Source organism: Methylocella sp. (assembly GCA_037200525.1).
In the GTDB taxonomy this organism is placed as follows: Bacteria; Pseudomonadota; Alphaproteobacteria; order Rhizobiales; family Beijerinckiaceae; genus Methylocapsa.
On record JBBCGG010000001.1, the window covers coordinates 678,602 to 698,711 of the forward strand.

A 20,110-nucleotide genomic window follows, 5' to 3' on the forward strand; every position below is an offset into this window, starting at 1 on the left:
GGCCGTGTACATTCTTGAACGGCAGCAGCGGAGGGCAAGTTGGTATTTATCAGCAAACCCCCAAATTCAACGCGGTGGCTGTCGGGTGGCTACCCGGCGAAATGAATGAAAACTAAGGTTACGGACATAAATCAATTATGTTATGTTTTTCAATGAGTTAAATTGGCCCGCCATTCAGAATAAAACTGCGAACATTTATGTCGTTGAAATATCGTTATAATTTCGTGGCCGCGATCTCTACCTCTTTGCGCAAGCCGAGACCGCTGCGTTGACAACGTCTGGGAGCACCCACTCATCCAGGCTAGGAACACGATCTGCGCACGTCGGCCGCCGCTAGATTGCCCGTCATCAACTTCTACCTCAGCCAACGCTCGATGCGGCCGATTGAATTCGCGGCGCCGAAGTCGTATGCGTGGGCGTCATGGACACCAAAGCATACGCCGAAAAGCCTTTGATTTCCTGGTCCCACCACCGGGCACATTCCGCCAAGGCGGCGCCGTTCCTGCCGGTGAGCCGCGCCGAAATGACGGCGCTCGGCTGGGATGCCTGCGACATCGTGCTGGTGACAGGCGATGCCTATGTCGATCATCCGAGCTTCGGCATGGCGATCATCGGCAGGCTGCTCGAAGCCCAAGGCTTCAGGGTCGGCATCATCGCGCAGCCCGACTGGCAATCGGCCGAGCCATTCAAGGCGCTGGGCAAGCCGACCATGTTCTTCGGCGTCACCGGCGGCAACATGGACTCGATGGTCAACCGCTACACGGCGGACCGCCGGCTGCGCCACGACGACGCCTATACCCCCGGCGGGGAAGGCGGCCGGCGGCCTGACCGCTGTACTATCGTCTACGCCCAACGCTGCCGCGAGGCGTTCAAGGATGTGCCGATCGTGCTCGGCGGCATCGAGGCGTCGTTGCGCCGCATCGCGCATTTCGACTACTGGTCCGAGAAGGTGCGCCGCTCGATGCTGGCCGACGCCAAGGCGGATCTGCTGCTCTACGGCAACGCCGAGCGCGCCGTCGTCGAGGTGGCGCACCGGCTCGCCGCCGGTGAGGCGCCGGGTGATCTCGACTCCATCCGGGGCGTCGCACTGTTCCGCCGCGTGCCTGACCATTACAAGGAGCTGCACGCCGACGATCTCGACTCCGCCGATGAGGGCGCAGCCCGCCACCCCGGTGACATTGTGATTCGGCTGCCGGCGTGCGAGCAGGTCGAACAGGACCGCGAGGCCTATGCCCGCGCCTCGCGCGTGCTGCACCGGGAGAGCAATCCCGGCAATGCGCGGCCGCTCGTCCAGCGCCACGGCGACCGCGACCTATGGCTGAACCCGCCGCCGATCCCGCTGACGTCAGCTGAGATGGACTCCGTCTACGATCTGCCCTACGCGCGCGCGCCGCATCCGTCCTGCGGCGATGCCAAGATCCCCGCCTGGGAGATGATCAGGTTCTCGGTGACCATCATGCGTGGCTGCTTCGGCGGCTGCACGTTCTGCTCGATCACCGAGCACGAGGGCCGCATCATCCAAAACCGCTCAGAGGGCTCGATCCTGCGCGAGATCGAGCGGATTCGCGACAGGACGCCGGGTTTCACCGGCGTGATCTCCGACATTGGCGGCCCAACCGCCAACATGTACCGGATGGCGTGCAAGGATCCGAAGATCGAAGCGGCGTGCCGGCTACCGTCCTGCGTGTTCCCCGGGATCTGCCCGAACCTGAACACCTCGCACGACGATCTGATCCGACTCTATCGCAAGGTACGCGAGGTGGAGGGCGTGAAGAAGGTGATGGTCTCTTCCGGTGTGCGCTACGATCTCGCGGTGGAGAGCCCCGAATACGTCAAGGAGCTCGTCACTCACCACGTCGGCGGGTATCTGAAGATCGCGCCCGAGCACACGGAGCGCGGCCCGCTCGACAAGATGATGAAGCCGGGGATCGGCGCCTACGACCGCTTCAAGCAGATGTTCGATGCTGCTGCGAAGCAGGCTGGAAAGAAATATTACCTGATTCCGTATTTCATCGCGGCGCATCCGGGTACGACCGACGAGGACATGATGAACCTCGCACTCTGGCTCAAGAAGAATCGCTACCGCGCCGACCAGGTGCAGAGTTTCCTGCCGTCTCCGATGGCTACCGCCACGGCCATGTACCATACCGGCGTCAATCCGCTGCGCGGCGTACGGCACGGGGCAAGCGACAAGGTCGAGGTGATCAAGGGGCTTCGGCAGCGCCGGTTGCACAAGGCGTTCCTGCGCTATCACGACCCCGACAACTGGCCGATGCTGCGCGAGGCGCTGAAACAGATGGGCCGGGCCGATCTGATCGGCTCGCGCCCCGATCAGCTCGTGCCGGCCCACCAGCCGCCCGGCGCCGGCAAGGCCGCCGGCGCGCAGCAACCCGTGCGCCGCGCCGGCGGGACGCAGCGCTTCACCACGAAGGGTCTGCCCGTGAACAAATGAATCGGCGCGTGGATGGACGCGATTCCAGGCTCATCCGCGATTGTGTTTCGTTTCGGCATGAGGCCCGAACGGCGATAAGCGCCGGGGTCTCAGTGCCCTTCCCCATCGATCAAGAGGCTCGATGTGAGCTTTCAGGAGGTTGTCCATTCGGCCCTGACCGGAACGCTGAAGTCGCCAAACCATCAGCCATTCGCGGAGAATGGAGCGCGCTGGCGATGACTTCATCGCGTAGCGGTCGATACAACTTGAGCGCAAACAATACAAGTACTGCGCTTTTTTATAAGCGTTTCATAAGTGTTGCTGGTCGCGGGCGAGTGTCGATCTGGCGTCTTTGAGGTGTGCTGCGTCTCAAGTTGGCTGTGCCAACAATCACTCGGACGACGGCGTGGCGTCGCACTGCATGACAGCAGCAAAAAAGCCATCGGTATCGTGGCGCGCGGGCGTCAGCGACAAGTAGTCCGGATGAGCCGAATCCGTCAGCTGTGGTGCGGCCTCGCGCAGCGGCACGACATGAAAGGCGGGATGCGCGGCAAGGAAGGCTGCGACCTGCTCGTCGTTCTCCTGGGGTAGCATGGAACAGGTGGCGTACACGAGCCGTCCACCGGGCTTCACAAGCCGCGCGGCGCTCGCAAGAATACCAGCCTGCAGCGGCAGCAGGTTATCAAGCCCGGGTCCCAGCGCGCGCCAGCGTGCATCCGGATTCCGCCTCCAGGTGCCGGTGCCACTGCAAGGTGCATCGACCAGCACGCGATCGAAAGTGCCCTTATGGCGCTTCACCCAACGATCCTTCTCGCTGGCCAAGGGTTTGGTCTCGATGTTGTGCAGCCCTGCGCGCCGGAAGCGCTCGGTGCTGCGCTTCAGCCGGCTGGCCAGGACGTCGCACGCCATGACGTGGCCCTTGTTCGCCATCTGTGCGGCAATTGCCAGCGTCTTGCCGCCAGCTCCGGCGCAGAAGTCGACCACGCGCTCGCCCGGCCGCGCGTCAACCAGCATGGCGACAAGCTGCGAACCCTCATCCTGAATCTCGACCTCGCCGTTTCTCAGCATCGGCAGGCTGGCTAGTGAGGGACGCTGGTTCACGCGAATGCCGTAAGGAGCCATGCGGGACGCCTCGGCCTGCAGGCCAAGAGCCCGCAGGGCACGCAGCACAACCTCGCGCGTGGCTTTGAGCGAATTGACGCGCAGATCGAGCGGGGCTGCTGTCAGAAGCGCAGCCATCTCGCGCGAGAAAGAGTCGCCGAAACGGCGACGCAAAGAGTCAACCGCCCAGGACGGACATTCACCGCGGACCTCGTCCGGCATGGCTGGATGGTCGATTGGGCAGCCCTGCAATTTCACCAGCAGCGTGCGCTCCTGATCCGTCAAGACAGCAGGCGCAGATTCCCCGCCGTTGAACAGGTTATCGACCTGATCCGGCGTTCTGCCCCCATCGAGCGCGAGCCAGGCCAATAACCGGTTGCGAGGCACGCCCTGGCGTCCGTGCCTCGTCAGCCACCAACCCAACCGCGCGTGATGTCGCAGCAGCGCATAGAGCAAATCAAAAATATGGCCACGATCATTGTCGCTGATATAGCGCCGGGCCCGAAAATACGCCGACACGACAGCATCGGCGGGACGCGCGACGCTATCGACCTCGTGCATTAGATCGAGAGTGGCTTGGAGACGGGCGGCGGGGGTCACGGAGAGTCGGGCGGTTAGAAGAAGTGCGGCACCATAGACGAAAGCTTTGCTGTTGACTACTGATCGCCTGCCTCAGCGGATTGATCGTGCGTGGGTTAGGCCGTGCGAGCGCTTCCACCATCCTGCGGCAACGGACAGCTGCCCTGAAGGCCCAGCGGGAACGTGCCAAGGCGGCACTCGACCGTGCCCGCGCCCAATGCGGTACCACAGCCACCATTGATGCTCGAAAGATCGACGCATTCTCGCGTCTGATGAACGAGAAGCTCGACAGCGGCGATGCCGGCGCCCGCAGGGGCTATGTCCGTTCGATTATCGACGCCGTCGATGTCGATGACCACGCCGTACGGATCAGCCGCAGCAGGGATATTCTCCAAGCCGCCATCGCAGGCAAACAGATTGAGAACGGAAATGTTTGCAGTTTTGTACGCAAGTGGCGCACCCGAAGGGATTCGAACCCCTGGCCTCTGCCTTCGGAGGGCGCGGGTCCGGCGTGTATGCTGATGTCCACATATTCCTTGTCATTCATAAGTCATTGTTTTTTAATTAATTTCGATTTCTCCTGGTGGCTTGAAATTCCCGCTAATGTCTATACCGTGGCTGTCTGGTGGCTATCCAACCGGATTGGAGCGACTTAGACATGCCAACTATCAAGCTGACGAAACGCGCCATCGATAGTATCAAGCCTGAGTCTAAACGCGTCTTCTATTTTGATACAGACGCTAAAGGCTTCGGTTTGAAGGTGATGCCGTCTGGCGTGATGACTTGGATAGTCGAATATCGGCCGGGTGCTGGCGGACGAAGCGTTGGGAAGCGGCGAGTGACGCTTGGCAGATTTGGCGCACTGACAGCGGAGCAAGCGCGCGATTTGGCGAAGGACATTCTTGCTCGGGTGCATTCCGGCGAAGACCCTGCGGCGCGGAAGGTTGAGACCAAGGTTGCCAAGACCATCGACGAATTGTGCAGCATTTACCTCGCGGAAGCTGAGAAGGGAAACGTGATCGGCAAGCGCGGAAGTCCCAAAAAAGCCTCGACGCTCGCCACGGATCGCGGCCGAATAGAACGGCATATCAAACCATTGCTTGGAAAGAAGCTTGTCCGGGATGTGTGCCGCATGGATGTCGAGCGATTCCTACGCGACGTCGCCGATGGCAGGACGGCAGCGGACGTGAAAACAAAAAAGCACGGACGAGCCATTGTGACGGGCGGCAAGGGCACGGCGACCCGCACCGTGCGCTTGCTTGGTGGTATCTTCAGTTATGCCATCCGCGTCGGAATGCGCACCGATAATCCGACCCATGGCGTCGCGAAATATGCGGATCAGCAAGGCGCGCGCTTTCTTAATACGGAAGAGCTTCAGCGATTGGGCACCGCGATCCGAGAGGCGGAAACCACAGGGATTCCATGGAACACGGATCAGAACCAGTCCGGTGCAAAACATCTGCCGAAGAAAGAGGAAGACCGCCGGACGGTGGTGGGTCCGCATGCATCTGCCGCTATCCGGCTTTTGATCCTTACCGGCTGCCGCTTGGGTGAAATTCTGAACCTTCAATGGCGACATGTTGACCTGGAGCGCGGGCTCTTACATCTTGCGGATTCCAAGACCGGCGCGAAGACTGTGGTGCTTGCCGCGCCTGCTCTCGAAGTTTTGGCCAGCATGCCTCGTATCGAAGGCTGTTCATATGTCATCGCGGGAGAAAACCCGAAAAGGCCGCGCAGTGACTTAAAGCGACCATGGGCGCTCATCATCCGGGCCGCTAACCTCGAAGGGCTTCGTATCCATGATCTGCGCCACACCTATGCGAGCCACGGCGCGTCGGCCGGAATGGGTCTCACTATCGTTGGTCGACTCTTAGGGTCCAGACTCACAACCAGTAGCTGACGGTAGCGGCGATGCAGACTGTCGCGAGGAAGTTTATGGCGTTTCGATCGTAGCGGGTAGCCACGCGCCTGAAGTCTTTCAGGCGGCAGAACATGCGTTCGATGGCGTTGCGGTTTCGATAGAGGAAGGGCGAGAAGCAGTTCTTCCACCTGCGATTGGCCTTGGGCGGGATATTCGGCATAGCTCCGCGCTCCTCGACCTGCCGACGGATCGCATTTGCGTCGTAGCCCTTGTCGCCATGGAGGATTTCGCAAGGAGGAAGTCGCGCGATAAGCTCCGCGCCCGCCGCGCGAACGGCGATTTGGCCGCCGGTGAGCATGAAAGACAGCGGGCGGCAGTCCGCATCGGTCAATGCGTGGATTTTGGTTGTGCGCCCGCCGCGCGAACGGCCGATGGCCTGATTCTTCTCCCCCCTTTGCCGCCACTGGCCGAGCGATGCGCCTTGACCGCCGAGGAGTCGATGAGGACCTGCGCCGGCGGCCCGCCTGCTTGCGCAAGCGCGTGGAACAGATCGATCCAAACGCCCTTAGCAGCCCAGCGAACGTAGCGATTGTAGAGAGTCTTCTTTGGCCCGTACTCCAGCGGCGCGTCAATCCAGCGTCCGCCAGATTTCAGCACATGAATGATCCCGCTGACCACCCGGCGATCATCGACGCCCGCCTTGCCGCGCGTGTCCGTGGGAAGATGCGGCGCGATCTTCGCGAACTGCGCGTCCGTCAGCCAGAATTGATCCCGATTCATAGTCGCTTCCTTTCGGAAGCTGTGAATCACAATCCGCCTGTCACGCCAACCATTTTATGGGTCTGGGCCCTAGGAACTGTTCGAGCATTTCAAAGAATACTGCGCCCGGGCGAGCATCTTCTTGTGGTTCAATTTCCACAGCGTTTTGCATCGCCTCATCGACAATCTTCGACCAGGAGTCAGCCTTCATTGGGGCAAAGGAGCGGTGGATTTTTTCCGCGCAGGCTAGCCGGAAGAGGTCAAACTTAATTAGTTGAGCGGTACTTAACTCTAGGCGGACATCATTGACCTCGGCAAACCAGATCCTCGGTTCCGTCAACAGAACGGCCAAACCGGTAATTGTCGGGCGTTCACCACCACCGTCTCCTACACCAAACGGCCTGTTCCGGCAGACCCTGGAATTGCAATGCGAGTACATGGGCTCCGTGCCGCACTTATACTCGTAAGGCTTTTTTTCATATTGTTTTATCATGTCGGATATTTCGGACGACGACCGTGGCGGATCACAAAATAGCCGATTGGCTTCTTCGAGTTTATTTTTCCAATCGTTAGGAAATACCTTTTTGTAGTAAACGGCCATTTGCGTCAGCATGTTATTGCCGCCGCTGCCAACCCTCGCCCCATTCGCAGTCAAATTTTGAAGGCACGGAGGACCATCGGAAAAGTTGCCAGAGGACGCGGGCTGCTTTGATCCGTTAGCACGCCCTTGTGGCATCGACGAACGCTCGGTGCGATAATTGGCCAATTCGTCGGGCGATATCCGCGCCTGTTCCGCAAGCCGAATAAACTGCTCCATGGTCAGAGCGTCGCCTTGCCCGGTCAATCCAACCTGTTCTTGTAGCTTTCGGTTATAGGTCGAACCGAAGTAAGGCATGATCATCCAGGACGGTAGATCACCACGCTCGATCAGAAGTTGGGTTTGCTTCGGAAAGATCTCGCTGCCGCTGAGACCGAGTTTCGCGGCCATGGCGTACAAAGCTATCTGGACATCGCGCGCCGGGACTGGTTCCGATAAGAACACGAATAAGTGCAGCCCACCCGACTTCGATCGACATGGGACCACGGGAAGCTCAAGCTCGATAGCTCTAGCTATTATCGCGATGAGATCATCGTCATATTTGTCGTAGTCGATCGAACCCCAGCGACATTCGTTATTTTTGTCGATTGGACCAATGCCAAGGGGCCTCGATCCGTTGACGTGTTGTCGCCATAGCTCCAGCGTTACCGGCTGCTTAAGCGTTTTCGCCGTCCCTTTTATTTCCATTTTGCCGTCTGTATCGCGGGCGACCGGTTCGCCATGCGTGCCATGCGCTCCGCTGTATCCGGCAAAAAGGGCTGCGAGCCGTTCGACATCGTCCCCTTCCGAAATAGTCCTTGTGGAGGTCATAGCTCCCTCCCAGCTAAACAGAAGCCGAGGGGATCGCGCCGAAAGTCGCGCCGGTTCTGCGGCCGCGCCAAAGCCCGTTGCGCTCGTTCCGAAGGCAGTTCGAAAACGTCGAGCCAGCGAAGAAAGCGCCCGACATCCGCGATCGTCCGCGCGCCGAGGCCGATCCGACAAAACGGGGTATCGCACTGTGTGACCAGATCCCGTCGAAGTTCGTGCTTGCACGCGTCTTCGACGCGCGGGAGGAGCGTAATGCTGGCTTCGCGACCGTCCTGCATAGCTATCAGAAAACCCGCTGTCCAAATTTAGAAGGAAAGGGTCCGCAGATCCTGTTCTGATCACGGACGCATTTTCGAAGCATTAAAGCCACCGTATTGCGAAAATCCTTGAATTCCCGCTGTTCCGCTGTTAATTTCGATTTTCTTTTACTTATATTCGTCCAGCCAGTATAGTTGCCAACGTCAGACATTGTAATGCCCTTTCCAATGTTTGAATAGTAATTCCCTTACTCTTAGACCATGCAAATCTCTGCCCACGGCGTTACCAGCGTCGTGGGCTTTTTTATATTGTTAAGCCGCAGTTTGCTCGGCCGCGCGCTTTATTAAGTCTTCATGCAAAACACAGTGTTCGACGAAAGCTTGCCGCACGACGGCTGAAATCGAGATTTATCGTAGTTGCGCCAATGCTCCCGCTGCGGCGATCTGTTGTGGCGACAGCATTACGGGAATTTGTTTCCGTTTTTTGTCGACAGGTAATTTCGGTCGCATGGGTATACCTCATATATACATATATTTAGCGATAAAACGACCTTTAAACCTATTTTTTTACGTCGTAAAGTTATTTTTATACAATTTCAATGGCTGACTTTTTCATTATCATAGATATGAGTACGTTTAAAACAATTTTTGTTCGTCTATAAATTCGGTTATAAATGATATAACACGTTATATCTCGTTACTAAACAGTTGAGTTGTTTTAAATGGAATCACAACTTACAGCCCAAGCGCAAAATGCACCTGATGATGTCTATATTTCGTCGGCGCAATTGCGCGCGATGTTTGGTGGCATTTCGCACATGACGGTCTCGCGGTGGCTTGCCGATCCGCGCGTCGGGTTCCCCCGGCCGATAAAGATCAGCTCGCGCAATTATTGGGCTCGGAGGGCTGTGCTGGAGTTTATCCGCCGTCGTAACGCCACCTATTAGCCACCCAAACGAGAACACATCGTGAATCCCGGATACTTCAAACGGCCCGAAGACTGCAAGGCAAATATCGATGACGTACCTAAACGTGATCTCGATGGGCGATTTCTGACTGTTCTAACGACTTCGGACAGTGCGCAATGACCACTCGGAAAGATCCGCGTGCTTGGCGCAAGATTGCACCGAAGATATGCTCCCCGTTATCGGCCGCAACGACCGTTGGCCGACAGCGGGGGGTACGTCATGGATCGGGTCAACGTCGATCTTCAAAATTGCTATGGAATCAAGAAGCTCGAAAGGGAATTCGATTTCTCGGCGATGAGCGCGTACGCGATTTACGCCCCTAACGGGGTCATGAAGTCTTCTTTGGCCGCGACCTTCCAGGATGCTGCTGCCAAAAGGAAGTCCGTCGATCGAATTGTCATCGCGCGAAAGACCAGTAGAAAAATTACCGATGAAACGGGGGGCAGAGATTGAAGGTGAGCGTATCTTCGTGGTGGTGCAGTACGATGACCAATTCGGACCTACAGAGAAAACCTCCACTCTCCTCGTCAATGCTGAACTGAGAGAAGAATATTCGAAGCTATTTGTCGCCATCGAAGAAGCGAAGGCCAAGCTTCTAAAGGCGATTCGCGAGCGGGCAGGATCGAAGCAGAATTTTGAAGGAGAGATTTCAAACACGTTTACGAGCGGGGATGATATCGAGACGGCCCTTAATCGTATCGACAAAGAGCTTCGCGAACAGAACGAGGTCCTATTTTCAGATGTACAATACGACAAAATTTTCAATGACAAAGTATTAAAAGCGTTAGAAACAAAAGATTTGAAGATTGCAATTGATGGATATATTAGGAGATACAATAAGCTACTTGAGGATTCAACCTGTTTTAAGAAGGGGACGTTTGATTATTTCAACGCTGGCCAAAAGTGCTTGCTGCTAACGGATTTTTTAATGCAAAGCATACCGTCAATCTAAAGGGTTTGGGCGTCGCTGTGGAGGTCAATGACCAGAAAGAGCTAGAAGCTATAATTGAAAAGGAAAAAGATGCGATTATCAAAGACAGGGGTAATTTAGACGCAGTCTACACCGCTTTATGTAAAAAGACGGGTGCCTCACCCAACGCCGCGATGCTAGTCAGCGATCTTATTACACAGGAAGCTGACGCTTGCTTGACAGTAGCCGCAGGTTTGAATTTCGAAAATAAAATAGTTCTGGCGATTGCTATTCGCCTTGAGGCTGAGAGATTTATCATAGGTAAGATTGCTGATCAGAATTTCATTGCCGGTATCACCAAAGATCAAACTCAGGCTTTGATAGGAAAATTTAAGAAAGGGTTTCCGACCGAGCATAGCTCTATCCAGACCCTAGATCGAGTAGCCATCATGACACCGGAAAATATTCATCTGAACTCTTTTATGTATGAGCCCATTATCGACATGTCCGACGAACACCTGAAAAAGCTCTATATCGCTGTAAAAACTCTGACGTGAATGTTGAAAACTGTTCCAGGCGCTAGAACCGAGTGGGGAGTTTGAATATGGGATCGTCGGTTGTGCCCCTTTCATAACTTCCCCAACGGAATCTCGTCCCTTTCCCGCGCCGCCTTCCGGGCAACTTGCCGCTCGCCGTCGGTAGCGCCAGCGCCCGGCAAATGGAAATAGTCAGGAATGCCGGTCAGGCCATCGGCCAGAGCATGGATCACCATTAAGACGCGATAGGCGTCGGCATGGCCGGGGAGCCGCCTGCTGCGATTCGCCTACTCCGCCGCATCAGTCTCGGGACTGAAACCAGGCGCGGTCCATTCCGCTCCGGGCTCGAGCAGGGATGCGTCGATCTCGGCCGCCGTATCCTCAACGACTGCGCCGCCCATCATCTTAGCGCCTTTTGCAGTAGCCATGCGGCGCGACATTGTCGTTTCGTCGGTCATTCCGTTGTAGGCAGTAGTGACGAATTACCTGAGCATGATAGCAATAGCGGCGAGCAATACGAAGCCTCGGTAGTTTGCGAGGAGCTTGTCGTATCGGGTTGCGACGCGCCGGAACTGCTTCAGTTTATTGAAGAAACGCTCGACGAGATTGCGCTCCTTGTAGAGCGCCTTGTCGTAGGGGAGCGGCGCGCGGCGATTGGATTTTGATGGGATCACCGGCTCAGCCTCACGCATAAGAACAGCCTTGCGCAAGTGATTGGCGTCATAACCTTTATCGGCGATGATCGCATCGGCCGCAAAGCCTTCGATCAGGGCGTGCGCTTTTGTGATGTCGTTGCGCTGCCCAGGTCCGAGAAGGAGCCGAACGGGGTTGCCGAGTGCGTCTGTCGCGGCGTGGATTTTGGTGCTCAAACCACCGCGAGAGCGGCCCAGGCCTTGGGCATCCGCCCCCCTTTGGCGATCCTTGCGCCGGCCGCGTGCTGATGGGCGCGCACGATTGTTGAGTCGATCATCAGCCATTCGAGATCGGCCTCGGCGGTGAATGCCTCAAGAAATCCGTCCAAGGCGCCGCGCTCGATCCAGCGATAGTAGCGGCGTTTCACCGCCTGATGGTCGCCGAAGCGTTCGGGCAGATCGCGCCAGCGGCCGCCCGAGCGGGCCATCCATAACAGCGCGTCGACGAAGCGTCGATTGTCGCAGCGCGGCCCGCGCTGGCCGGCTCTTCCGCCTGGCACAAGATCACAAAGCCGCTCCCATTGATCGTCTCGCAGCGCATCGACATCCCGAATCATCAAGGCTGATCTCCAAAAATCAGCCTTGAATCATGGAAAGATCCTCGCGAGAATCCCCCAAACGCCGAATTCGTCACAACGGCCTAGAGCTTTACTCGGTAGACCGTAATTTTATGTGCCATCGCTTTTTCCTTGCGGTCCATAGCTCGCCGCCGCCAGCGAAGCTCTCCGGCTCCTTGCTGCCTCTCGACTCCAACGCCCTCTGTGCGGTAACAGTCCCCTCTCTTTTGTTTCCTATTTGTTCTACAACGGATAGAGGCTTGTCGAGTCGGAAACGGGCTCCGGATTTGGCCTTCCGCAAATATCGAGGAACTCCCGGCTCTGCCTGTGATTACCCTTTAGAGCGAGCGCTCGCGGGCCGCCCCAACTCCAAAGGTTTCTCAGATGCTTATCGAATCGAGACCGATAGAAATCGCCAAGATCGAGAGCCTGGCGGAGCGCCTTTACGAGGGCGAGCTCGATCTCTTCGTAACGAGCCACGATGGCTGGGGCCTTCCAGCCGCCGAGCTTCGCAGGCTGTACAAGCAAGCCAGAGCCGAGGCGAAGGCGAAGAAAACTTGGGAGCACTGCTGCCATTTGGCGTTCGCGATCATATGGGCCGAGGAGTCCGACCTCGGAGGCGGACGCCAGCGACGGGCTAGGCCTGCACCCCCAACGGCTGCCGGCGACGATAACCTGGTCCGAAAGGAGCTATCGCTGCTCCCGGAGCCGCGCTGACGCATATTTTCCATTACCGATGATGTGGTGCGAGAACGGTCGATAGGCACTCCGCATAGGTGTCGAGGATCCATTTGCGATCGACGTTTGACTTCGCGGTCGGGGAGCGGGTGAACGACTTACCCTCAGCTACAGCGACACAGTGCAGCAACTTGAATGCTACCTCCTCGGCCGAATTTACGCCGATATGAACAGCAGACGTGTCGGTCATGATATCCCCCTCCGAATAACTCAGCGAAAGTTAGCACAATTGCCGCGCTTCTCCTGAAACTTTCGTCCTAGAGGCCTTCGAGAAGGAAGGGTCTGGGCGCTAATCCGGCCCCAAGCCCCTCCCGCACCAATAGTGTTTAGAGTTCGCTGGCTGGACGGGTTTAAGGGCTATACCGCCCGTGCTGACTGACCCTCGAAATCTAACATTTGTAGCGCATTGCAATCCCCGCAGATTGCTGCAGATGCAAAGAATTTCGTCTGTCGCCATGTCCGCCGAAGTGCCTCCGCGTCGTCGAAATCGAAAAATTACCCCGGCGCTAACCCGACCTCTAATCGGTCGTCTCGCCGATTATATTACACGACTCATATTATTGGAGTTTCGGGCCTAACATAAAGCGCGATGCGCTATGGCCGCGTTAGTCAAGGACGCATAACTGACTAGAGCCCCGCCTATCGATGAAGCAGGCGATCGGCCAATTGATCGCCAAAGCACCGGCCGCCGCGAAATCGCCCGATATTCCGATGTGCGGCGCATAGCGACGAATCTCGCGTCTAACGCGACATCCGTAACGCGTTTGCTACGCGCTGCAACGGTTTTGTCACAAGCGTGCGGTCATAACCATCGCAGCGCTTTTCTCAACAATCGGAGTGATAAGACCGCATGAAAATTCTCTTCGCCTCAACGCCCGCGACGGGCCACCTCAATCCGCTGCTTGCGATTAGCCGCATCTTGATGGCCGAAGGTCACGAGGTCGCCTATCTATCAGGCTCCGTCCTGCGCGATCGCATCGAAGCTACAGGCGCTGCATTTTGGTCGCTTCCAGCGGGCGCCGACATCGATCTGCGAGACATCCTTTCGGTAGTTCCGGCGCTGAAGACTATACCTCCGGGATCAGAATGGTTGCGTGCAGCCATTGAGGGCGTGTTCGTCGAGACCCTCCCTGCGCAGCACGAAGGCTTGCAGCAGGTCCTTCGGAATTTCCCTGCCGACGTGATTATAGGCGATGATATGATCTTCGGCGTTCTGCCGATGCTGCTCGGGCCGCGCTCGAAACGTCCGCCCATTGTTCTTTGCGGCACATCGTTTCTGCACTGGCGCCGCGAAGACGGAGCGCCGCATTTCGCTGGCCTGCCCCCCGCGACCACCAAGGGGCAGCTCGAGGAATATGCGGCCATCGCTCGAGAACACGATATAGCAGTCAATCAACCCTTGGCGCTTCGCCTGAATCAAATCTTGCAGGAACGCGGCGTTGGGCCGTTGTCGACAAACCTCTTTGATTCCGTCGTAGAACTTGCGGACGCCTACATGCAGTTGACGGTTCCAAGCTTCGAATTTCCCCGCGCCATCCCACCCTCAGTCAATTTCATCGGCGCTCTCCCCATCGTTCCAAATCAGGCTCCGGTTCCGTCATGGGCGAGCGAGTTGGATGGTTCGCGCAAAGTCGTGCTGGTTACTCAAGGAACGGTGGCAAATCACGATTTTGGCTTGCTGGTCGCCCCGGCGCTTGCGGCGCTCGCCAATGAGCCTGATGTGCTTGTCGTCGTCACCGCGGGCGGCCGCCCCGTCGACGCCATACCAGGCCCAATTCCTGCCAACGCGCGGCTGGCTAGTTATCTGCCGTTCGAATGGGCGCTCGCGAAGGTCGACGCATTCGTCACCAATGGCGGCTATGGCAGCGTCAATCAGGCGCTGAGCTTCGGAATTCCCCTTGTCACGGCGGGGCTGACTGAAGACAAAGCCGACGTGAACGCCCGCGTCGCGTGGTCGGGGGTCGGCATTAATCTTGCGACCAATGAGCCGACGCCGGAGGCGCTGCGCGCGGCGGTCCGGGATGTCTTGGACAAGCCGAATTATCGTTCGCGCGCGACCGAGATGGCCAAAGAGTTCGGCAGCATCGACACGCGGTCCGAGATCCTCCGCATTCTCGATGAGGTTTCTGGGGCTTCATCGAAAGATAAAGGCCGTCGGCTCGCGGGCAGATAACCCTTTCGCTTGAAAAGCTCTGATTGAGCGCCGGCCCAATGGTCCCTACCCGGCGTCTCGATCAGCGGCGAAAATGCATAATGCGGGGCGGCGCTAACCCGGCCCAAGCCCCTCCAGCGAGCCAATGTGCTAACTCTAATCGTTGGCGTAGCTGGAGGGATTTAGCGGACGCGAAATCCCGCCGCGGCGGCGCTTTCGCCTCAGCGCCCTCCGTGTTAAAGGCTTCCTCTTCCCCTTAGGAGGCGCCCGAAAAGCCCGATGTCCCAGTCTTCCCCAACACGTATCGATCGCCGTTTTGCCGAGCTGGCCGAGGCGGACCGCGCCGCGCTTGTGACTTTCGTGATGGCTGGCGACCCGGACCTTGCGACGAGCCTCAAAATTCTCAAGGCGCTGCCCGAGGCGGGCGCCGACGTGATCGAGGTCGGCATGCCGTTCACCGATCCGATGGCCGATGGACCGGCGATACAGGCGGCGGGATTGCGGGCGCTGGCGGCCGGAACGACCCTCGTCAAAACTCTGGCGCTGGTCGCGGATTTCCGCCAAAGCGATAAGACGACGCCGATCGTCCTGATGGGCTATTACAACCCAATCTATATCCACGGCGTCGATGTTTTTCTCGAGGACGCGAAGCGGGCCGGCGTCGACGGCCTCATCGTGGTCGACCTTCCGCCCGAGGAGGACGCCGAGCTTTGCCTGCCGGCGCTCGCCGCGGGGCTGAATTTCATCCGCCTTGCGACCCCAACCACGGACGCGGCGCGGCTGCCGGCGGTGCTCGCCAACACCTCGGGGTTCGTCTATTACGTGTCGATCACCGGCACGACTGGGGCGGCGACGCCGGATTATTCCAAGACGGCGATCGCGGTCGAGCGCATCAAGCATCATACAAGCTTGCCAATCGCGGTCGGCTTCGGCGTCAAAAATGCGGCGACAGCCGAAGCGATCGCGGCCCATGCCGACGGCGTGGTTGTCGGCTCGGCGATCGTCGAGGCGGTCCGCGGATCGCTCGACGCCAACGGCAAGGCCACCGGAAAAAGCGTCGAGGCTGTGACGAAACTCGTCGCCGACATCGCAGAGGGCATCCGGCGGGCGGCTCTTGCAACCGGGTAGCGCGCCTCGGAAAGCTGCGACTTTTTGGACGCGATCCTGCGTGAGAACAAAGAGATACGCTACATTGGCGATTTAACTTGACGCGGTCTGCCGTTGGCTGTTTTTGCGTGCGGAACGAAACTAGGCCGTGTCGCGCCCTTGGCGCGCTTGCTTTGGATCCCCATTATGCGCCAACATCACTGGATGTTTTAATTTTTCACGGCTAAAGAGCCCGTCGCCGCAAGGCTCGTTATTTGGCGCAGCGATTGCCGCTGCAAGACCGGCCAAACTCTGCCGCCCAATCAGGATCTTCAATGAACTGGATCGCGAATGTCGTCCCGCCCAAGGTCAGATCCTTTCTACGCCGCGAGACGCCCGAAAATCTCTGGGTCAAATGCCCCGAAAGCGGCGAACTGGTGTTTCACACCGACCTCGAAGCAAATCTCTTCGTCGTGCCGGGCTCTGGCTATCACATGCGCCTCGCTCCCAAGGCGCGCCTCAACAATCTCTTCGACGGCGGGATCTTTGATGAGCTTGCGACGCCGGAAGCGCCGCTCGATCCGCTGAAGTTCCGCGACGTCAAGCGCTACACCGACCGGCTCAAGGAATACCGCCTTAAAACTGAGGCGCAGGATGCGGTCAAGCTCGCCTCCGGCCGGTTGGAAGGCATGGAGGTCGTCGTCGCCGTGCAGGACTTTGATTTTCTGGGCGGTTCGCTCGGCCTGGCGGCGGGCGAGGCGATCGTCACCGGAATGCTGACCGCCGTCGAGCGCCGCACCCCCTTCATCATTTTCACCGCCTCGGGCGGCGCCCGCATGCAGGAAGGTATTTTCTCCTTGATGCAGATGCCGCGCACGACCATCGCCGTGCAGCGTCTGCGCAAGGCTGGACTGCCCTATATCGTCGTTTTGACCAACCCGACGACCGGCGGCGTAACCGCCTCTTACGCCATGCTTGGCGACATTCACATCGCCGAGCCTGGCGCGGTCATCGGCTTTGCAGGCGCAAGAGTAATCGAGCAGACCATTCGCGAGCGCCTGCCGGAAGGATTCCAGCGCGCCGAATATCTCCAAGCGCATGGAATGATCGACATGGTCGTCCACCGCCAAGACATGCGCGCGACGCTCGCCCGTGTTTGCGCGCTTCTGACCAAGACGCCGCGCGTCGAGCGAAACGCCGCCTGACGCCAGCAGGAACAAGATTATCATGACCTCTCTCGATGCGCTGCTCGCGCGGCTCTTCCTTCTGCACCGCAAAGATATCGAACTGACGTTGGAGCGGATCGAGCAGCTGCTCGCGGCATTGGGATCGCCCGAGACGAAATTGCCGCCGATCATTCATGTCGCCGGCACCAATGGCAAAGGCTCGACCATCGCCTTCATGCGCGCGATCCTCGAGGCTGCGGGGAAGCGCGTTCACGTCTATACATCGCCGCATCTGGTGCGCTTTCACGAACGCATCCGGCTTGCGGCCAAAGGCGGCGGCCAACTCATCTCCGATGCGGCGCTTTTTGAGGCGCTGAGCCAGTGCGAGAAAATCAACGCCGGCGCGCCAATTACGTTCTTCGAATTCACCACCGCTGCGGCTTTCAAAGTCTTCAGCGAAAACCCCGCTGATTATCTGCTTCTGGAAGTTGGCCTTGGCGGCAGGGGCGACGCGACCAACGTCATTAAGGGGCCCAAGGCCACGGTGGTGACGTCGATCTCGATCGATCATCCCGAATTTCTCGGGAACACGATCGAGAAGATCGCGTTCGAGAAGGCCGGAATTTTCAAACCTGGCGCTCCCGCGATCCTAAGCGCTCAGAGCGACGTTGCTCTCGCCGTATTGCGGCGAGAGGCGGCGCGCGCCGGGGCCCCCCTGATCGACGCCGAGCGGAATTTCTCCGCCCGAGAAGAACATGGACGCTATATTTTCGAGGACGAGCGCGGACTTCTGGATCTGCCGTTGCCGCGCTTGCTCGGCCGCCACCAGCTCCAAAATGCGGCGACGGCCATCGCCGCCCTGCGCTGGATCGAACCTGATCTTGACCCGAGCGCCTTCGAGCGCGGCATGACGCAGGTCGAATGGCCGGCCCGTTTGCAAAATCTCGTCAAGGGGCATGTCTCCGAGCTGGCTCCGCCCGGCGCAGAGATTTGGCTCGACGGCGGCCATAATGAAGACGGCGGGCGCGTCCTCGCGGAGGCTATGGCCGATTTTGAAGACAAGACCGAACGGCCGCTGGTCATTATTTGCGGCACGCTCACGACCAAGGATACCGGCGCATTTTTGCGCGCCTTCAAGGGTCTTGCTCAAGAGGTTCTCGCCATCCCGGTCGAAGCCGAACATTATGGCAGGCCGGCGCGGGATGTCGCCGCAGCCGCTAACGAAGTCGGAATCCGAGCCGCGGCCTGCGAAAATATGGAAGCGGCGCTGCGTTTCCTGTCCGCGCGGGATTGGCGGATGCCGCCACGCATCCTCATCGCAGGCAGCCTTTATCTCGCCGGAGAAGCATTGGCGCTCAACGGAACGCCGCCGGAATAGGCTTCGCGTAGCTCACTTCCCGGAGCTCACTCGCCATCGTATTCAGCCCAACAATCCGGCGTCTCGAAAACAGTGACGCTGACGAGTTGAGGAAGCGCCGCCTTCGTTCGGTCATAAATCCAGATCGCTATATGCTCCGCCGTCGGATTCTCGAGCCCCTCAATCTCATTGAGGTAATGATGGTCGAGCCGGGCCAGCAAAGGTCCAAAAACGCTTTCGATCTCGAAGAAATCGACGACGAATCCACTTGAAGCGTCAACAGCTCCCTCAAGCCTCAGTTCGACCCGATAGGAATGGCCGTGCAGCCTGTGGCAGCGGTGCTTTTCGCCGACATTCGGCAACCGGTGCGCCGCCTCAAACCGGAAGGCCTGCGTGATTTTCATGGAATTCCAATCAGCTTATGGGTCTGCACGCTCAGCCGCCAGTGCGGATGCTCGAGACAATAGGCGACCGCCGCGGCCGTATTCGCGGCGCGATCGGCGCCATCCATGGGTTGCAGCCAGAAATGCGCGAAATCCAGGGCGCCGAGAGAATCCGGCCACAGATCCTGCTGCGGAAAAACCAGCTTCAGTTCGGAGCCTCGCGTTGCGACAAACGGCGCGCCGGCCTTGGGGCTGACGCATAGCCAATCGACGCCGTCTGGCGGCGCAAGCGTTCCATTTGTCTCGACCGCAATTTCGAAACCCCGTGCGTGTACGGCCTCAATCAATGCATCGTCGAGTTGCAGCAAGGGTTCGCCGCCAGTGAAGACCACGAAGCGATCGGCCTCACCACCCCGCCACTCCGCCTCGATCGCCGCCGCGAGCGCATCGGCCCCCGCAAAAGAGCCGCCGCCATCCCCGTCGGTCCCGACGAAATCCGTATCGCAGAAGCGACAGTTCGCCTCGGAGCGGTCCTTTTCCCGGCCCGACCACAGGTTGCAACCAGCAAAGCGGCAGAACACGGCGGCGCGTCCCGCCTGGGCGCCCTCCCCCTGCAGGGTGAGGAACAGCTCCTTCACCGCGTAGTTACGCATGCACCCCACCATGGAGCGCGATCGCCTCGGCTGCTTTCGATCGCGCTTGTTGTTTAAGCGCATGATCTTATCGGAAAACTCTACAATTTTCCGGGATCATGCTTTGTCCCAAGCAAAAAGGACCTCTTGCGAGGTCCTTTCATTAGAACGGCGCTGGCGCGGAACCGTCAAATGGCTTCGGAAATCCACTTCTTCAGCTCGCCCTTGGGAGCCGCTCCGACTTTGGTCGAGGTCATCTTACCATCCTTGAATAGCATCAAGGTCGGAATGCTGCGAATGCCATAGGTTCCCGCAACGCCAGGATTTTCATCGACATTCAGCTTGGCGATCGTGACTTTGCCCTGCAATTCTGCGGCGATCTCCTCCAGGGCCGGACCAATCATCTTACATGGCCCACACCATTCGGCCCAGAAATCGACTACTACCGGTCCACCGGCGCCGACGACATCCGATTTGAAGTTCGCATCTGTGACCTTGACAGTGGACATGAACATTTCTCGCAATTTGACGCGGGAAAAT

20 protein-coding genes and 1 pseudogene are annotated in these 20,110 nt (G+C 58.4%); 11 read left to right on the forward strand and 10 right to left on the reverse strand.

What is annotated here, in order from left to right; translation table 11 throughout:
* Window positions 1-421: 421 nt before the first annotated feature.
* Complete coding sequence (locus WDN46_03150; GenBank protein ID MEJ0092445.1) at window positions 422-2,452, forward strand: YgiQ family radical SAM protein; 2,031 nt, start codon at window positions 422-424, stop codon at window positions 2,450-2,452.
* Window positions 2,453-2,821: 369 nt separating this feature from the next.
* Here the strand turns inward: WDN46_03150 and WDN46_03155 are convergent, their stop codons facing one another.
* Complete coding sequence (locus WDN46_03155) at window positions 2,822-4,093, reverse strand: RsmB/NOP family class I SAM-dependent RNA methyltransferase (GenBank protein ID MEJ0092446.1); 1,272 nt, start codon at window positions 4,091-4,093, stop codon at window positions 2,822-2,824.
* A gap of 290 nt (window positions 4,094-4,383) precedes the next feature.
* Here WDN46_03155 and WDN46_03160 point away from each other — a divergent pair, with 290 nt between their 5' ends.
* Both WDN46_03160 and WDN46_03165 read left to right on the forward strand, forming a co-directional pair.
* Window positions 4,384-4,767 (forward strand): hypothetical protein, encoded by a 384-nt coding sequence (locus tag WDN46_03160; GenBank protein ID MEJ0092447.1) that lies wholly within the window; start codon window positions 4,384-4,386, stop codon window positions 4,765-4,767.
* Window positions 4,768-4,769: 2 nt separating this feature from the next.
* Window positions 4,770-6,011, forward strand: coding sequence for an integrase arm-type DNA-binding domain-containing protein (locus WDN46_03165; protein ID MEJ0092448.1), 1,242 nt, complete (start codon window positions 4,770-4,772; stop codon window positions 6,009-6,011).
* Here WDN46_03165 and WDN46_03170 read toward each other — a convergent pair.
* Together WDN46_03170 and WDN46_03175 are read right to left on the reverse strand one after the other, a co-directional pair.
* A protein-coding gene (locus tag WDN46_03170) for an IS5 family transposase (GenBank protein ID MEJ0092449.1) occupies window positions 5,995-6,752 on the reverse strand; the annotation gives its coding sequence in 2 pieces (ribosomal slippage) (window positions 5,995-6,413 and window positions 6,413-6,752; 759 coding nt in all). The two genes, WDN46_03165 and WDN46_03170, sit on opposite strands and share 17 nt — an antisense overlap.
* 40 nt (window positions 6,753-6,792) lie before the next feature.
* The gene (locus WDN46_03175; protein MEJ0092450.1) at window positions 6,793-8,139 is read right to left on the reverse strand and encodes a hypothetical protein; all 1,347 of its coding nucleotides are present in this window, start codon (window positions 8,137-8,139) and stop codon (window positions 6,793-6,795) included.
* Window positions 8,140-8,216: 77 nt separating this feature from the next.
* Between WDN46_03175 and WDN46_03180 the strand changes: the two genes are divergently transcribed.
* From WDN46_03180 to WDN46_03195, 4 genes are all read left to right on the forward strand, one after another.
* Window positions 8,217-8,474, forward strand: coding sequence for a hypothetical protein (locus tag WDN46_03180; protein MEJ0092451.1), 258 nt, complete (start codon window positions 8,217-8,219; stop codon window positions 8,472-8,474).
* A 1,106-nt stretch (window positions 8,475-9,580) separates the two neighbouring features.
* Window positions 9,581-9,814 (forward strand): hypothetical protein, encoded by a 234-nt coding sequence (locus tag WDN46_03185; protein ID MEJ0092452.1) that lies wholly within the window; start codon window positions 9,581-9,583, stop codon window positions 9,812-9,814.
* Window positions 9,792-10,313, forward strand: a complete 522-nt coding sequence (locus WDN46_03190) for a hypothetical protein (GenBank protein MEJ0092453.1) — start codon at window positions 9,792-9,794, stop codon at window positions 10,311-10,313. Before WDN46_03185 ends, WDN46_03190 begins: the two co-directional genes overlap by 23 nt.
* Window positions 10,265-10,828: a hypothetical protein gene (locus WDN46_03195; protein ID MEJ0092454.1), complete on the forward strand. Its 564-nt coding sequence runs from the start codon at window positions 10,265-10,267 to the stop codon at window positions 10,826-10,828. The genes WDN46_03190 and WDN46_03195 overlap by 49 nt, the downstream gene beginning before the upstream one ends.
* A gap of 71 nt (window positions 10,829-10,899) precedes the next feature.
* On the opposite strand, the gene WDN46_03200 is transcribed toward WDN46_03195, so the two are convergent.
* The 4 genes and pseudogenes from WDN46_03200 to WDN46_03215 form a co-directional block, all read right to left on the reverse strand.
* Complete coding sequence (locus WDN46_03200) at window positions 10,900-11,043, reverse strand: hypothetical protein (GenBank protein ID MEJ0092455.1); 144 nt, start codon at window positions 11,041-11,043, stop codon at window positions 10,900-10,902.
* Between the two features lie 51 nt (window positions 11,044-11,094).
* Window positions 11,095-11,265 carry a hypothetical protein gene (locus WDN46_03205; protein MEJ0092456.1) on the reverse strand — a complete coding sequence of 57 codons (171 nt, stop codon included), beginning with the start codon at window positions 11,263-11,265 and terminating at the stop codon, window positions 11,095-11,097.
* Window positions 11,266-11,289: 24 nt separating this feature from the next.
* Window positions 11,290-12,056, reverse strand: a pseudogene (locus WDN46_03210) (IS5 family transposase).
* Window positions 12,057-12,299: 243 nt separating this feature from the next.
* Window positions 12,300-12,632, reverse strand: a complete 333-nt coding sequence (locus tag WDN46_03215; GenBank protein MEJ0092457.1) for a hypothetical protein — start codon at window positions 12,630-12,632, stop codon at window positions 12,300-12,302.
* Between the two features lie 1,012 nt (window positions 12,633-13,644).
* On the opposite strand from WDN46_03215, the gene WDN46_03220 reads away from it, so the two are divergent.
* The 4 genes from WDN46_03220 to WDN46_03235 all read left to right on the forward strand — a co-directional run bounded on the left by WDN46_03220 (window position 13,645) and on the right by WDN46_03235 (window position 18,576).
* The gene (locus tag WDN46_03220) at window positions 13,645-14,967 is read left to right on the forward strand and encodes a nucleotide disphospho-sugar-binding domain-containing protein (protein MEJ0092458.1); all 1,323 of its coding nucleotides are present in this window, start codon (window positions 13,645-13,647) and stop codon (window positions 14,965-14,967) included.
* A 258-nt stretch (window positions 14,968-15,225) separates the two neighbouring features.
* Window positions 15,226-16,074, forward strand: coding sequence for a tryptophan synthase subunit alpha (trpA, locus tag WDN46_03225; protein MEJ0092459.1), 849 nt, complete (start codon window positions 15,226-15,228; stop codon window positions 16,072-16,074).
* 293 nt (window positions 16,075-16,367) lie between these two features.
* A complete protein-coding gene (accD, locus tag WDN46_03230) occupies window positions 16,368-17,237 on the forward strand; it encodes an acetyl-CoA carboxylase, carboxyltransferase subunit beta (GenBank protein MEJ0092460.1) in 870 nt (289 codons plus the stop codon).
* 22 nt (window positions 17,238-17,259) lie between these two features.
* Window positions 17,260-18,576, forward strand: coding sequence for a folylpolyglutamate synthase/dihydrofolate synthase family protein (locus WDN46_03235; protein ID MEJ0092461.1), 1,317 nt, complete (start codon window positions 17,260-17,262; stop codon window positions 18,574-18,576).
* Between the two features lie 26 nt (window positions 18,577-18,602).
* Here WDN46_03235 and queD read toward each other — a convergent pair whose 3' ends face one another.
* The 3 genes from queD to trxA form a co-directional block, all read right to left on the reverse strand.
* The gene (gene queD, locus WDN46_03240) at window positions 18,603-18,959 is read right to left on the reverse strand and encodes a 6-carboxytetrahydropterin synthase QueD (protein ID MEJ0092462.1); all 357 of its coding nucleotides are present in this window, start codon (window positions 18,957-18,959) and stop codon (window positions 18,603-18,605) included.
* Window positions 18,956-19,591 carry a 7-carboxy-7-deazaguanine synthase gene (gene queE / locus WDN46_03245; protein ID MEJ0092463.1) on the reverse strand — a complete coding sequence of 212 codons (636 nt, stop codon included), beginning with the start codon at window positions 19,589-19,591 and terminating at the stop codon, window positions 18,956-18,958. Before queE ends, queD begins: the two co-directional genes overlap by 4 nt.
* A 167-nt stretch (window positions 19,592-19,758) precedes the next feature.
* Window positions 19,759-20,079 (reverse strand): thioredoxin TrxA, encoded by a 321-nt coding sequence (trxA, locus tag WDN46_03250; GenBank protein ID MEJ0092464.1) that lies wholly within the window; start codon window positions 20,077-20,079, stop codon window positions 19,759-19,761.
* Window positions 20,080-20,110: the final 31 nt, after the last annotated feature.